7 protein-coding genes are annotated in these 16,410 nt (G+C 67.1%); all 7 read left to right on the forward strand.

Going from position 1 to position 16,410, the window contains the following annotated elements:
• The first annotated feature begins 99 nt into the window (after positions 1 to 99).
• The 7 genes from BJ998_RS32200 (at position 100) to BJ998_RS32230 (ending at position 16,361) form a co-directional block, all read left to right on the forward strand.
• Positions 100 to 2,379, forward strand: coding sequence for a WS/DGAT domain-containing protein (locus tag BJ998_RS32200; RefSeq protein WP_184867080.1), 2,280 nt, complete (start codon positions 100 to 102; stop codon positions 2,377 to 2,379).
• Complete coding sequence (locus BJ998_RS32205) at positions 2,376 to 3,239, forward strand: DMT family transporter (RefSeq protein WP_184867081.1); 864 nt, start codon at positions 2,376 to 2,378, stop codon at positions 3,237 to 3,239. Before BJ998_RS32200 ends, BJ998_RS32205 begins: the two co-directional genes overlap by 4 nt.
• Positions 3,227 to 3,931, forward strand: coding sequence for an SDR family NAD(P)-dependent oxidoreductase (locus BJ998_RS32210; protein WP_184867082.1), 705 nt, complete (start codon positions 3,227 to 3,229; stop codon positions 3,929 to 3,931). Before BJ998_RS32205 ends, BJ998_RS32210 begins: the two co-directional genes overlap by 13 nt.
• A gap of 138 nt (positions 3,932 to 4,069) precedes the next feature.
• Positions 4,070 to 4,885, forward strand: coding sequence for a hypothetical protein (locus BJ998_RS32215; protein WP_184867083.1), 816 nt, complete (start codon positions 4,070 to 4,072; stop codon positions 4,883 to 4,885).
• A gap of 215 nt (positions 4,886 to 5,100) precedes the next feature.
• Complete coding sequence (locus BJ998_RS32220; RefSeq protein WP_184867084.1) at positions 5,101 to 9,417, forward strand: LamG domain-containing protein; 4,317 nt, start codon at positions 5,101 to 5,103, stop codon at positions 9,415 to 9,417.
• A 363-nt stretch (positions 9,418 to 9,780) separates the two neighbouring features.
• On the forward strand, positions 9,781 to 15,894 hold the full coding sequence (locus tag BJ998_RS49290) for an RHS repeat domain-containing protein (RefSeq protein WP_184867085.1): 6,114 nt from the start codon (positions 9,781 to 9,783) through the stop codon (positions 15,892 to 15,894).
• 32 nt (positions 15,895 to 15,926) lie between these two features.
• Positions 15,927 to 16,361 (forward strand): hypothetical protein, encoded by a 435-nt coding sequence (locus BJ998_RS32230; protein ID WP_184867086.1) that lies wholly within the window; start codon positions 15,927 to 15,929, stop codon positions 16,359 to 16,361.
• The last annotated feature ends 49 nt before the right edge of the window (positions 16,362 to 16,410 follow it).

The raw sequence follows: 16,410 nt of genomic DNA on the forward strand, positions 1-16,410 counted from the left end.
GGGCGACTACCTTCAGTCACCGCGTGGACCCGCAGACGGATCGAGTTCATCCGGGAAGTCGTGTGGCGCGGTCGGCCGCGGTGAGCCAAGCTGATCACCGTGCTGGACTCGGCGACGCCCCGACGGATCCTGATTCTGTCCGCCGACATGGGTGAGGGCCACAACGCCACCGGCCGTGCGCTGCGCGCGGCCGCCGGTCGCCTGTGGCCCGAAGCCTCGACGCACTGGCTGGACACGCTCGACGTGATGGGCCGTGGCGTCGGACCCACGTTCCGGCGGATCTACGTCACCAACGTGGAGCGAACACCCTGGCTGTACGAGTTCTTCTACGACTCGGTCTGGCGCTACCGGTGGTTCGCGCGGGCGTCCAAGCGCTTCGTCGGCGAATGGGCCGGTAGGCGGCTGGCCGCGAAGATCGACCAGATCCAGCCCGACCTGATCCTGTCCACGTATCCGCTGGGCACGGCCGGTCTGGACTGGCTGCGCCGGCACCGCGGGCTGGAGACGCCGATCGGGGCGTGGGTCTCGGACTTCGCGCCGCACCCGTTCTGGGTGTACCAGGGCATCGACCTCAACCTGGTGATGCACGAGGTCGCCGTGCCGGTGGCGGCGCGCAGCGCGCCCGGCGCGACGGTGGCGATCTCCGCCCCGACCGCCGACGAGGTCTTCCATCCGGGTGACCGCGGCGCCGCCCGCGCCGAGTTGGAGCTGCCCCAGGACAAGTTCGTGTCGCTGGTGGCGTGTGGGTCGCTCGGCTTCGGCCGGTCCGAGGACACCGTCAAGGAGCTGCTGGTCGGCAATCCCGACGGCATCGTGGTGGTGGTCTGCGGCCGCAACGAGCGGCTGCGGGCCAGGATCCGCGCCGCCATCGGCGACGACCCGCGGGTGCGGGTGCTCGGCTGGACCGACCGGATGGCGACGCTGATGGTCGCCTCGGACGTGGTGGTGACCAACGCCGGCGGCGCCACGTCGCTGGAGGCCCTCGCGGTCGGCCGCCCCGTCCTGATGCACCGTCCGATCGCGGCCCACGGGCGGGCGAACGCGCGGCTGATGGAGGACGCCGGCATCGCCGTGGTGTGCCAGCGGGAGGGCGAGCTCGCCGACGCCGTGCGGGACCTGCCGCGGCTGGCCCAGATGGAGCGGCTGGCGCTGAAGCAGGCCGACGAGCGGCTGGTGGAGGAGGGGCTGCTGGCCCTGAACTCGTCGCGGCCGGAGCGGCTCGGACGGGTGCTGTCCGCCGAGGACGCCCTGTTCGTGCACATCGCGTCGCCGCGCGTGCCGCAGCACGTCGGCGCGATCCTGGAGATGTCGGCCGAGGTCAGCGTCGACGACGTTGCCGGCATGCTGGACGGCATGCACGGCGTGCGCGGGCACGTGGACCCGGGGACCTGGCTGCGGCGGCCGCGGTGGGAGCAGGACGAGTCGGTGGACACCAAGGCGCTGGTGTCCGAAGTGGACGGAGTGCCGCTGCAGCGCGCCGTGGACACCTTCTACGCCGAGCCCTTGCCGGTCGGCGCCACCGCCGCGGCGCTGATCGTGCACGGGTCCGAACCGGCCATTCTGTTCAAGCTGGATCACGCCCTCGGTGACGGTGTCGCCGTGCTGCGGGGGTTGCTGACCGGCACCGACGGCAAGGGCAAGGCGTGGGCGAATCCCGTCGGACACCAGATCAGCCACAAGCTGCCTCGGTTGCGACTCAAGGGTTTGCTGGCTCTGGCCCGCGCTGGTTCGGTGGCGCGGGGGCAGAAGTTCGGGGCCTCTCGGCGGTTCGGTCTGGCCAAGCTGCCCGGTGCCGAGGTCCGCGCTACCGCCCGTGCCCTCGGCGTGACCCCGACCGAGCTGCTCATTGCCATGTTCGCCTTTGCGTACCAAGGGGATCAGCTCCGAGTGATGGTCCCGTGGTCGCTGCGTGGCACCGACACTCTGCGCGCCGCCGGCAACTGGACCGGCGCGGTGTCCGTCGATCTGCCCGTGCGGGAGACGGATCCGTTGCGGTGCCTGGAGTTGGTTCGGGACGCCCTGCGCGCCGGCGTCGAGTCCGGCGCGCCCGAGGCGGCGAACTTCGTGGTGCGGCTGATCGGTTTGCTGCCGGCGCCGCTGCACCGGCTGCTGGCTCGGCTCGTCTACCAGTCACGGTGGTTCGGCGCCATCGCATCCGTGATTCCCGGGCCGCGGTGGAAGGTCTCGTTGGGTGGCGCGGAGATCGAGGCCGCCTACGCGGTGCTTCCGCTCGCCGAGGGCGTTCCCATCGCGTGGGGCGCGTTGACCTGGGGACGATACGTGACCGTCTGCGTGACCGGTGGCGGGGCGGTCGACGGTAAGCCGCTCGCTGCCCGGATGGTCGACGCGCTGAGGGAGTTCTCAGGCAGGACACCATGAATCTGCTCATCGCCGTGCCCGCTGCCGTAGGAGGCGCCGCCTTCTTCGGCCTGACCAGTGCGTTGCAGCACCGGGCCACGCAGCAGGTGCGGCGGCGGGACGCGTTGCAGCCGGGGCTCCTCGTCGACCTCGCGCAGCAACGCGTGTGGCTGCTTTCCTTGGTAGCCAACGCTTTCGGCGTGATCCTCCAGTGGGTCGCCCTCACCACCGGCCCGCTGGTCCTGGTTCAGCCCCTTCTCGTCACGGGCCTGTTGTTCGGCGTCCTCTTCTCCGGCTCCTTCGACCGGGTCGTGCTTCTCGGCGCCGGCCTCTGCGTCGCCGGCCTCGCCGCGTTCTTGCTGGTCGCGCAGCCGACCGGCGACAGCCAGGAGATGACGCTCGGCGCCGTGCTGCCGTTGGCCATCGGTCTTGCCGCCCTGTTGGCCATTTGCCTCGTCGTTGCCGCCCATCGGCCCGGCAACACCCGTGCCCTCGCCCTCGCTGTCGCCGCCGGTGTGCTCTACGGCGTCAGCGCCGGGTTGGCCAAGCTCGCCGCCGAGGAGCTCTCCCAGGGCATTCTCGTCATGCTCACCCACTGGCCCATCTACGCCGTCGCCGTGTGCGGTCCGCTCGGCTTCCTGTTGAGCCAGAACGCCTTCCAGGCCGAACGCGCCCTGGCGCCCGCGCTCGCCGTGATCACCATCCTCGATCCGCTCGTCGGCATCGGCATCGGCATCATGTGGCTCGACGAGTCCCTGCACAGCGGCGTCGGCCCCGTCATCGGCCAGGTCCTCGCCCTCGCGGCGCTGTCCGGCGGCGTTTTCGTCCTCAGCCGCCGCGCCCCGCAGACCGTCGCCAAGGAGCCCGAATGCCAGCGGTGACCGGCATGCGCGCCCTCGTCACCGGCGCGTCCTCCGGCATCGGCGCCGCCACCGCCGACGTCCTCGCCGCCAAGGGCGCGACTGTTCTCCGTACCAGCCGCACCATCACCGGGCCGTCGTCCTTCGCCTGCGATTTCGCCGTCGGCGTCGATCCGCTCGTGTCCTGGGCCGGCGACGTCGACCTGCTCGTCCTCAACGCCGGTCTCGGCCACGCCGGCCCCTTCGCCGACATGGCTCCCGGCAAGATCGCCGAGCTCTTCACCGTCAACGTGGTCGCCCAGTTGGAGCTCGCCCGCGCCCTTCTCCCCGGCATGATCGCCCGGGGCCGTGGGCACATCGTGCTGGTGTCCTCCATCGCCGGCGCCATGGGCGTCGCCGACGAGGCCGTCTACTCCGCCACCAAGGCCGCCCTTCGCTCCTTCGCCGACGCCCTCCGCCTGGAGGTCCGGTCCGTCGGCGTCACCGTCGTCCACCCCGGCGTCATCGACACCCCGTTCTTCGAGCGGCGCGGCACCCCTTACACCCGCCGCCGCCCGCGCCCCATCCCTCCCGTCGACGTCGCCGAAGCCCTCGTCGCCGCCGTCGAACACAACCGCACCGAGATCTTCGTCCCCTCCTGGCTGCGCTTCCCCGCCCGCCTCAACGGGGCAATTCCGGGGGTTGTCCGCGTCCTCCAACGCCGTTTCGGCTGATCCCGTTCGGATTGTCCGTGTCGGACCGGGAATTGCGCTGTTCGGCCGCTTCCCGGAGGTCACGCCGTCCGGCACCCTCTCGTCTGACTTGCGCCGGCACCGTGCGCAGGGGGGACCTCTTGACAGATGGAGTGCATCGTGGCTGCGCGCGTCCGCCGTTCCGCGGGAACGAACACGTACCTCAATATGTTGCTGTTCCGTAGATCCAGGCCGGAACTCGACCTCGAGAACTACCGCAACGGCGACACCTTCAAGGTGGCCTCTCTGCTGAGGAAGTTCTCCGTCATCGGCAATCCCGGCACTCTGCGCAACGGATTCCTGCACTTGGGCCAGGGACAGCCCGTCGCCTGGCACAGCCGGTCCGGCATGCTGCTGCTGGCCGGGCCCTTCGAGCTCAACGAGATCGGCGGCAAGGTCCCGCTGGGCCGCAACTTCACCCGCTGCCTGCTGTCCACCAGCAAGAACGACTACGAGCTCGCCGTGCCGACCTCCGACATGCCCCTCGTCCGCCTGGCCCTGGCCTCCGCCGCTGACACCCCCGTCCAGGCCCCGGCTGCCGCCGCTCCCGACCCCGGCCAGCCCTCCCGCAAGTTCCTGCGCACCGCCGCCAACCTCGCGATGCTCTTCCTCTTCTTCGGCATCTTCGGCATGTCCGCCCGCCAGCCTCTCGCCGTCGGCTGGACCGTCGCGCTCACGTTCGTTTGGGTCTGTCTCGTTTCCATGCAGGCCGCCCGCGTCGACCGCAGCCGCCTGCGGGGCATGATCTTCCGCGACCCCCGTGCCATCCGCGACACCCTGATATCCGTGATGTACATCGCCGGCCTCCTGCTCATGCCGTGGGTCCCCAGCTATGTGTCCAACTTCTGGGCCCTCGGCATCGTCGCCTGGCTGATCATTGCCCTGGTGACGTTCGTCGTGCGCTACGTCCAACGGACCCGTCCGTCCGCCGCCTGACGCGCCCTGGCCTTGGGCATTGATGCGAAGTAGACCGCCGCCACGCATAATGCCGTGCCCGCGTGGGGTATTGTCCGTTTTGTTCTGTGTGACACCCTGTGATCCGCTATTAGCCTGTTCAGCCCCTTTCTGAGGTCACGGTCTTGCGGCAGTCTCACTGAGGCTTTACGCGACGGTCAGGGTCGGCCGTCCTGATGCGCAGGGGGGAACCTGTGATGAGTACTGCGTTGCCGCGCGCCGTTCGCTCCAGACTCGGCGCCGCGCTCGGCGCCTTGGCGATCGGCTTGTCACTCACCAGTCCGATGATCGTGGCGCCGGTCGCGGCCGCCGCCCCGGCGGTGCCGGACGCTGTCGCCGATCCGGCCACCGCGCTGAAACTGGCCCACCAGGCCAACAAGCAGGTCCTCGTGACGTCGCAGACCACCGATGCGTCCGAGACCGTCGCGAATCCCGATGGCTCGTGGACTCTCACCGCCCACTCCGAGCCGGTTCGGATGCAACAGAACGGCGCCTGGGTCCCACTCGACGCGACATTGGTGAAGCGGCCCGACGGCGCCATCACGCCGAAGGCGCTCCCCCTCGACATCGTTCTCAATGCCGGTGGCACGGGTTCGACAGCTGCGCCGATCGTGCGAGTCGGCCTCGGCGACAAGCAGGCCGGCCTGACCTGGCCCACCGACCTGCCCGTGCCGCAGCTGAGCGGGGACGCCGCGACGTACGCCAACGTTTTTCCCGACGTCGACCTGCGCATCGAGGTCACAACTCGCGGCTACACCGAGAACATGGTGGTCAAATCGGCCGCCGCGGCGCGGTCGGCCGCCATCGCGGGCGTCACCTTCGGGCTGTACACGAGGAACACCACCGTGTCCGTGGGCGACGGCGGCATGCAGGTGAAGGACATGACCGGCAACGTGCTGTTCACCGGCGACGCGTCGAGCATGTGGGACTCCAGTGGCGCGGGCACCGAGGCCGAGAAGGTCCTGGGGCCTGGCGGAGGCAACAGGCACGCGAAGATGACCGTGTCCGCATCGGCGAATGCGGTGACCATCGCACCGGACCAGGCGTTCCTGGCCGACCCCAAGACGAAGTTCCCCGTCGTTCTCGATCCGGAGAGCTCGTGCGACAGCTGTGTCGCGCAGGCACATGTCGTCGTGCAGTCGGGCTTTCCGACGCAGAAGAACTACAACCAGACCACCCAGGACCTGTCGAACCTCAAGGCCGGCTACGAGACCGAGGACGCCGCGGCGATCTCGAGGTCCTACTTCGAGGTGAACACCAGCCAGTTGGCCGGCGCCGTCATCCACAGCGCGACAGTGAACACCACGCTGTTGCACAGCGCGGCGTGCTCGGTCTCGGACAACGACGCGACAGGACTCTGGCTGTCCGGGGGCATCACGCCGGACACCTCCTGGGCGCGCTCGGCAACGTCGGCCGGGCAACCACCACTGGTGCTGGGCATTTCCACCAGTAACGTGACGAACTGCCACGACGCGCCGGACGTCCTGATGCAGTTCGATGCGAAGGACGCCGCGAACTACGCGGTGTCGCACGGTGTCACGACGTCAACCTTCATGCTTGCGTCGACCGCGGACGTGGATCATGGGCAGCAGGACCTGAACAGCTGGCGGCGATTCGCGCTGAATCCGATTCTCCAGGTGAAGTACAACAAGCCACCGAACACGCCGACCAACCTGGCGATGGAGGATGGCGCGGTGCCCTGCGTCCAGGGTGAGGGCAGGCCGTGGATCGCCAATCCGACCCCTGAGCTCCAGGGCGTGCTGACCGACCCCGACGGCGGCAATGTGCTGGGCTACTTCGGTTTGGACCAGGGGACCACCGGCAATGTCGTGCCGAACACGCACTGGACCAACTACCCCAACGCCGCGTTCGTCGGCTCGGGCGGAACCGCCCAGGTCACCGTACCGTCCGGCGTGCTCGCGAAAGCGGGCAACTACTCGTGGCTGATGTCGGCGGCCGACGGGGATCCGAGCGCTGGGGGCCTCTCCTCCGGTGAAACAGCGAGGTGTGAGTTCACGGAGGACGCCATCGCGCCTCCGTCACCAACTGTGACGATGACCGGAACACCGCCGTCGACACAGGGCGAGACCGCGACCTTCGACGTCTCCGTCGGTTTGGCCACACCCGGCCTGTACGACATCGATCACTTCATCTACACGACCGACGGTACCGAGCCGGAGGTACAGACCTCGCCGACCGCACCGGCTACCCCGAACACGAGCCGGACCGGTGCGACCACGTCTTTGAGCGTCACCGCGCTCAGCAGCCTCCAGAACTACATCCACGTGCGAGCGGTCAACCGCGCCGGGAAGCCGAGCGATCAGGACGCGACCTGCGTGGCCAGCCTGACCCTGGACGCGCCCTCGTGCTCGTACAACGTGCCCAACGCGCTGATCCCGTCGACCGGACTCGTCGGCGCATGGGGCTTCGACGAAATGGGCGACCGGGTCGTTTCCGACTCGGTGACCTCGACGCCGAACAACGAGAGCGCGCTGGCACATGCGGGCACGCTGATCGGCGGCGGTGACTGGCGGCCCGGCCACGATCACGGCACGCCGTGGACGCATGCGGACACCAACGGCTACGCCGAGGGCACGGCCGGGTCGCTCACGTTCGACGGCGCCACCGGGTACGTGACGACCGGCGCCCCGGTCGTCGACACGAGCAAGTCCTTCACCGTGTCCGCCTGGGTGTATCTCAAGCAGACAGGCGCCTACCGAACCGCGGTCTCGGCCACCGGAAGCATGGCCAGCTCCTTCTATCTCCAGTACGCCAGGGACATCGACAACTGGGCGTTCACGTTGCCCAGCGACGACTCGTCCAGCCCAGCGGCCTACTACCGGGCCGCCGCGAAGTCGGGTAGTCAGGTGCAGCTCAACGCATGGACTCACTTGGTCGGCACCTATGACGCTTCCACGGGGACGATCGAACTTTACGTCAACGGCGTCAGACAGCAGTCGGCGGCAGGCAAGGCATGGCACGCGAGCGGTCCGCTGATCATCGGTGCTGCCGCGGGCGGCATCGGCGACTTCTTCCCGGGTGACATCGACAGTCCGCAGGTCTGGCAGCGGGTGTTGTCCGGCAAGGAGGTCCATGACCTGGCCAACACCGCGGCCCCGCTGGCCCAGTACAACCTCGGTGAGGGGTGCGGCCCAGACCTCACCGCCAAGACCTCGAACGTCACTTCGCGGGCCGCCTACTGGCCACTCGACGAAGGCAGCGGCACGACAGCGAACGACACAGGTCCGTACGCCGACAAGGCCACGTTGACCGGCGGTTACGGCTGGACCGATGGACCTTCGGGCGGCAAGGCCGTCCATTTCGACGGCGCATCGGCTTCGGCTGGCACCCAGTACTCCGTCGTGGACACCTCCCGCTCATTCACCGTGTCGGCGTGGGCGAAACCGGAGGATCTGAGCGGCTTCTACACCGTGGTGACCCAGCACGGCACCAACCAGGACGCGTTCCAGATCCGGTACTCGCCGGACGTCAACCGATGGATCTTCGGCATGACCACGTCCGACAACGCCAGCACCGACAACTACCAGTGGATCTACAAGGACCAGACACCGCAGGCGGGTAGGTGGACCTTGGTCACCGGCGTCTTCGACCGTGCTTCGATGCAGATCAAGCTCTACCTAGACGGCAAGTTCCAGGCCCAGCGTACGGTCACATCGGTGTGGCAGGCGACCGGAAGCCTGTACATCGGTTCGGCCGGCGGCCGGAGCAACTTCTTCAAGGGGGCGGTCGGTCAGGTCCAGATGTGGAACCAGGCTCTGACCGACGACCAGATCGCCGCGCTCGACAGTCTCGGCTACTTCGATACGGCCTCGAAGTCGCAGGCCACCGCGTCCGGCGGCATTGTTTTGGCTCGTGACGGCGACGGCTGTTCGGCCCAGGTCGACAACACCAACACCGGCAAGGTGCAGGCAGCGCGTCCGGCCAACCTCCGCACGGATCACTCCTACACCGTTGAGGCGTGGGTGAAGCACACCTGGACGGCGGCTGATGTCGCTTCTCAGGGAGCGGTCGACACCCGTTCACGCAGCGCGGCCTCGACCATGGACGGGCCGTATCTGCCGTTCGCGTTGGGCTATCGCGCGGTCGACGATGCCAGCGGTGCCCACCACGGCAAGTGGAGCCTCACCGTCAGCGCCTCACCCGACCATGGCGGTGGCTGGATCGTGTACAGCGACCAGGACGTGTCCGACAACACCTGGACGCACATCGAGGGCGTGTACGACGCGACAGCCAACACAGCTGTTCTGTACGTCAACGGCATTAAGCAGACCGCGGCAGTCGTGCGGGCCGGGAGCTCGACCGACACTGTCAGCGGATGGAACGGATCCGGCGGCATTCTCCTCGGTCAGGACAGCTGGGCCGGCCAGACGACGGACCAGTGGTACGGCGGAATCGCCGGTGTGCGGATCTACTCGGGAATCCTGACCAACGCGGAAACCCTGGCGGACAAGCGGGTCGACGATCCCGGACTGCTCTACGGCATCAGGCACTGAACCATGCCGGTCACCGCATTTCAGGCACACGAGGGGGATGGCGTGATAGGCGTGCGTCGTAGAACCTTTCTGACGAGAACAGCGGCCGCCGGCGTGGTGATCGCGCTGCTGGCAACCACGGCTCAGGCCGTAGCCGCGCCCAACACCAGCGGTTGGCACGGCCTTGGCTGGGATCTTCCTACGCTGCAACAGGTTGGTGCGGTCGCGGGTCAGGCTGTCGCCAACCGACCGGTCCTGGTGCCACCACCGTCCTCGGCCCCGGCCCCACAGGTCTCGTGGCCGGCCGCGGCCACCTACCACCTGGGTCTGCCACCGGATGCCGGCGTTCTACAGCCCGCAGGCAGTGTGTACATCGGTCGGGCCGTGAGCGCCACCCCGCACTCCAGCGGCCAGTTCGACGTCATCGCCGTCGACCATGCGGTCGCGTCCAGCGCCTCCGTGCAGGGGTCGCTGATCCAGGTGAAGCCGGTGTCCGGTGACACCAGCGGTCCGCTGACGCTACAACTGGACTACTCGGGCGCGGGCGGGGCGTACGGTGCCAACTACGGACGACGCCTGAGGTTCGTGCAGTACCCCGCATGCATTTTGACCACACCGGACCAGGACCAGTGCCACCTGGCCACGCCATTGGACTCGTCCAACGACCTCACCCACAAGACGGTCTCCACCGACGTGACGATGCCGTCGGCGACCGAAGGCGTTGTCGTCGCGGCGGTCGGCGGCACGAGCTCGGACAGCGGGGACTTCGCCGCGAGCAGCCTGTCCCCCTCAGGCTCGTGGACGTCGGGTGGCGCGGGTGGCGACTTCACGTACACCTACCCCATCGGCGTTCCGGCAGCCGTCGGCGGGCAGGCCCCGGGAGTCGCGCTGTCCTACTCCTCGGGCAGCGTGGACGGCTTGACGGCAGCCAGCAACGACCAGTCGTCGTTCGTCGGCGAAGGCTGGAACCTGACCACCGGCGGGTTCGTCGAGCGCGCCTACAAGCCTTGTGCCCAGGATCTCGGCGGCAACAACGGGCAGCGCAAGACCGGCGACGCCTGCTGGGCCACGGACAACGCGACGATCTCCTTCGGCGCGATGAGCGGCCAACTGGTCAAGAACGGCGATTCGTGGCACCCGAAGAACGACGACGGGTCGAAGGTCGAACGGCTGACCGGCGGCGCCAACGGCGACAACAACGGCGAGTACTGGAAGGTCACGACCAAGGACGGCACGCAGGCGTTTTTCGGGCTGAACCACCTGCCCGGCTGGCAGGGCGGCAACCCGGAGACCAACTCGACCTGGACCGAGCCGGTCTTCGGCAACAACAACCTGGAACCCTGCCACCAGACCGCCTTCGCGGACTCCGCGTGCGACCAGGCATGGCGCTGGAACCTCGACTACGTGGTCGACCCCCACGGCAACGCGACCGAGTACTTCTACAACAAGGAATCCAACTACTACAGCAAGAACCTCGGCACGACGGGGGTCCGCTACGACCGCGACGGCTACCTGGACCACATCGACTACGGCCTGAACACCAACATCGGCAGCCTGTTCACGGATTCTCCGCCGGCTCGGGTCAAGTTCGAGACGGCGCAACGGTGCGCCTCGAACGCGACGGGCAACTGCGATGTGCCCAACGACCTCGTCTGCACCGCAAACGCGCGCTGTGAAGGCATTTCGCCCGCGTTCTTCAGCACCAAGAAGCTCACGACCATCACCACACAGGTCAGCGACGGCAAGGGCGGCGAGACCCCGGTCAACCAGTGGGCGCTGAGCCAGTCCCTGCCCTTTACCGACGATGGCAACAGCCCGGCGCTCTGGTTGGACAGCATCACCCACACCGGCAAGGCCGGCGGTCATGACCTGGCGCTGCCGCCGACCACGTTCAGCCACAAGTTGATGGCCAACCGGGTCGACCTGACTCACAACTACACAGCGTTCAACCACAACCGCATCGAGACCATCGTCAACGAGCTGGGTGGCAAGACAACCGTCACGTACTCGGATCCGGACTGCTCGCCGTCGAGTCTACCCACACCGTCGAACAACGGCCGCCGGTGTTACCCCGTCTACTGGACGCCCGGCGGCGCGACCGAACCGGTGATGGACTGGTTCAACAAGTACGTCGTGACAGCCATCACCGACGACGGTGCAACCGCGCTGTCGCAGCCCATGCTCACTAGGTACGACTACGGCGAGGGACCGGACAGCGGTGCCTGGCACTTCGACGAGAACGTGTTGAGCGATAACAAGTACCGCACGTACTCGGAGTGGCGCGGCTACGACCAGGTGACCACCACGAAGGGGCAGGCCAACGATCCGGCCGGCCCACAGGTGGTGACCAAGGCCGTCTACATGCGTGGCATGGATGGCTTCTCCGTGCCGGCGACGCAGGGCGACATCCCGGGACCATCGATCACCGACAGCAAGCAGTTCGCCGGATACCCTCGTGAGACCGTCAGCTACAACAACGGCAGAGCGATCACCGCGACCATCAACGACCCGTGGAGCTCGCCCGCCACCGGCACCGACGAGAACGACGGCACCCAGTCGTTCATCACCGGCACCACGACGGCGACCGGGCTGACCTGGTTGGCGGCGAGCAATTCCTGGCGCACCACCAGGACGGCCACCACGTTCGACAGCCTCGGTCAGGCCCTGACGACCGAAAACGACGGCGACGTCAGCGATCCGAGCCAGGCGACCTGCACGACGTTCACCTACGCGCAGAACTCGGATGCGTGGATGATGAGCTACCCGCAGGAGACGCAGAAGATATCCGGCAAGTGCTCGGCGGACAATCCAGCCGGCAGCGGCAACATCATCACCGACGTGCGCACCCGTTTCGACGGGCAGGACTTCGGCGCGAGCCCGACCAAGGGCGAGGTGACCGAGGTCGACGGTCTCGACTCGTGGCCGGCCGGCGGAACGGAGAAGTTCCAGGCGCCGACCTCCACCAGCACCTACGACGTCTACGGCCGGTCGACCGCGGCAACCGACGCGCTCGGGCGCAAGACAACGATCAAGTACACGCCGGAGACCGGCGGACCGGTCACACAGATCGCGACCACGTCGCCGCCGATCAACGGGTCCACGCCCGGACTGGTCACGACGCGGATCTTCGACCCGGTGTCCAGCGTGCTCCTCACCGCGATCGACGGCAGCGGTCTGCGCACCGACGGCGCCTACGACGCGCTGGGCCGGCTGACCGCCGTGTGGAAGCCGGGTGAGAGCAAGGCCGCCAACCAGCCCGCCAACGTCACGTACAGCTACAACGACAATGTCGGCAAGCCGAGCACGGTCGTTACCAACTCCTTGCTGTCCAACGGGCAGTACGCGACGTCCTACGCCTTGGTCGACGGGCTCGGCAACACCGTGCAGACCCAGGCCCCGACGCCGCTTGGGGGTCGGTTGGTGTCCGACACGTACTTCGACTCGCAGGACCGGGCTTGGAAGTCGCACGCCGCGTATTGGAACAACGCGTCGACGCCCAGCGGTGATCTGCTTGTTGTGAAGGACAGTTCGGTGGCCACCACCACTGTGTCCAATTTCGACAGTGCCGGTCGGCCAATCGCCTCGATCTACGAGCTGAACGGCACCGAGCAGTGGCATACGACGTCCAGCTACGACGGCGACCGCGTGACGACGGTGCCGCCCAACGGCGGCACCGCGACGACTGTCATCTCCAACGGTCTCGGGCAGAAGACCAAGCTGTTGCAGTACAAGGATCCGACCAAGACCGGTCCGAACGACGCGGCTGACGTGACGAGCTACACCTACACCGCAGCCGGCCTTCCAGCCTCCGTCACAGATCCCACCGGCAAGAACACGTGGACGAGCACGTACGACCTGCACGGCCACAAGACGAGCTCCACCGACCCGGATGCCGGGACGTCGTCGACCACATACGACGCCATGGGGCAGGTTCTCACCACCACCGACAGCCGTGGCAAGACGCTCGCGTACGCCTACGACGGCATCGGTCGCAAGACCGGTGAGTACGCGGGCTCGACGTCCGGACCGCAGTTGGCGGGTTGGACCTACGACTCCCTGGTGAAGGGCTTGCCGACAAGTTCGACGCGGTACTACAACGGCAACGCGTACACGACGTCGGTGTACAAGTACGACGACGCCGGCCGGCCGCTCGGCGTGAAGTACACGATCCCCAGCTCTGAGGGCTTCCTCGCCGGGAACTACCTGTTCCAGGTGTTTTACGACAAGTACACGGGCGCGGTGACCAGCCAGTCCAGTCCGGCCGCCGGTGGCCTGGACGGCGTGAGCATCGAGCGTCGGTACGACTCGCTCGGTGACCCCACAACGCTGGACGAGGTGTCCAACGACGCGGACACGCCCCTGGTGTCGGAGACGGACTACAGCGCGTACGGCCAGGTTCTGCGCACCATGTTCGCCGACCCGAACCAGCCCAACCAGGTCGCGGTCACCAACGTCTTCGACGCCGGCACCGGTCGTTTGCAAAGCACCCTCGCCGAGCGGTCGGTCGCATCGAACTACATGATCACCAACCGGGCCTACAGCTACGACAACGCCGGGCACATCATGTCCATTGCGGACACTCCGCAGGGCACGGCCGCCGACGTGCAGTGCTTCACCACCGACTACCTCCAGCGGCTCACCGAGGCGTGGACACCCGCGTCCGGCAAGTGCTCCGACACGCCGTCGACGACCGGGCTCGGCGGGGCCGCGCCGTACTGGCTGTCGTGGAGCTACGACCAGACCGGCAACCGCCTTCAGCAGACCCAACACGCCGTCACCGGCGACACCGTCAGCAAGTACACCTATCCCGTTCCCGGCTCTCCGCAACCGCACACGCTGCTCAACGTCCAGACCACCGGGCCCACCGGGTCCAGTCAGAACTCCTATACCTACGACTCCGCCGGCAGTACCAAGACCCGTAACATCGCCGGCTCTACCCAGACCTTCGCCTACGACGACGAGGGCAGCCTCGCGTCGGCCCAGGACGCCAGCGGCGCCACCAGCACCTACGTCAACGACGCCGACGGCAACCGTCTCATCACTCGGGACGCCTCCGGCACCACCCTGTCCATCGGGGACATGGAGCTGTTCCTCGCGCCCGGCAGCCGGTTCCCCACCGGCACCCGCTACTACGACTTCAACGGACAGAAGGTCGCCGAGCGCGGTTCTGTCACCGGGCTCTGTTGGACGCTAAGCGACCACCAGGGCACCGCGTATGCGACCGTGAACGCCGACAACCTGGCCGTCAGCCAGCGTCGTCAGGACCCCTTCGGCAACTCCCGCGGCCCGGCCACCCTTTGGCCGGACCGCCATGGCTTCGTCGGTGGTCTCCAGGACACCACCGGCCTTACCCAGCTCGGCCCACGTGGCTACGACTCCACGACCGGCCGCTTCGCCCAGGCCGATCCCGTGGTCGACACTGGCGATCCGCAGCAGATGAACGGCTATTCCTACGCCAACGGATCGCCCATCAGCTCCGCCGACCCCTCCGGCATGACCCCCATGCCGTGCCCCAACGCAGGCGGAGCCACGAGCGTGCACCCCGCCTGCGGCATCAACAGCCCCGGCAATCCCGGTCAGGGAAACCACCCCGACCCGCCGAAGCCTTCCCCGACACAGAGCCAGCCTGCGCCGGCCCCGCCGCAACCCTCGCGGTCCAGTTGCAGTTGGTATGACGTCTTTTGCCAGGTCGAGGCGCACGCGACGGTGTTCATTGCCGTCGTGACCGTGGTCGCTGTAGCCGCGACGATCGCCTGCGCCGTCGCGACCGCTGGCACTTGCCTTGTAGCCGTCGCCGCTGGCGCAACTGAAGGCGCTCTATGGGGCGGTACCGGCATGTTGATCGGCGCCGCAGTCTCTGCCGGAGCCGAAGTAGTCGGCAGCATCGCACTCGCAGGGGCCGCTGGGCTCGTTGCGGCTGACGTAGCCGATGCGGCTGCCGGCGACGTCAGTTCTGTCGAGGGCGCAGGTGCCGCCGCCGTGGACAGCGGTGCCGCTAGCGATGGCGCAGCAGCGGATTCCGCCGCCGCCAAGCCTGTTGCACCTGAGCCCGTTACAGAGCCGGGGGCTGCCCCGGCGGGTTCCTCGAAGCCCGCGGGTTCCGATGATCCCCGCGAGAACGGAGTTGCGTGGGTGCATCTGGACCACGAAGCAGATCCTCGGCATGCGATGATTACAGTAAGCTCTGGCAACGAGACCATACACAGCGAGCAGTTTGGTGGGGTCAACTTTCCCACTGTTAATGGGGTGCGGACCATGATTACCGGCGAGATTCCTAACAGCGCTATTCATGTTCGCGTCGATCTGCCGGACGGTCCGGGTGCAATCAAGTTTATTGACGGCCGGCTTGAGGATACTGCCATGCAGGCCTATCCCCCTTACAGCTTGGGGCGGCAGAGTTGCGTATCGTATTGCGCGCAGGTTCTGCAAGCCGGTGGTGTTGATATTCCCAAGAACACGGTGCCGGCGCTTAAGTGGCTCCTGAAGAAGCATGGCTAACTGCGGTATTGTTCAGATTTGGAGATGGTTGCATGTCGGCATTTGAGTGGATTGACGAGATACCTGACGGATGGGAGCCGCCGGTTGATCTGTTGGGGCCGAGTCAAGATGTTGTAGCCAACCTTGCTATCAAGATGCTGACTTGCGACTACCTTGGACATCAGGTTCTTGTTCTGGTAGGGCGGTTCATTGCTGAGCATTCGTTGTTTACTATGTGGTTCCTTCGGGAGGGTAAGGCTGCGGTGGGCGCCAGGGAGGCGTTGCTTCTTACGCTTCTTCCCATGGAGCAGGTTCGGATCGTCTATGAGGCATGGCAGTACTTCGAACGTGTGCCGGTTGTTGCAAATTCGGATGAGGAAGCGGTGCGATTGGGAGAGCGGCGAGGTCAAGCCCGCTTGGGACTCGAAAATGCGCTTCAGTCGGCAATTGACGCATTTCGTTATGCGCCTGGAAGGAATGTGGACTAGATGTCATTGGTTACGGTGTGCGGCCAGTGAGATTGATTACTTGTCGGGT

Source organism: Kutzneria kofuensis, from assembly GCF_014203355.1.
Taxonomy (GTDB): Bacteria; Actinomycetota; Actinomycetes; order Mycobacteriales; family Pseudonocardiaceae; genus Kutzneria; species Kutzneria kofuensis.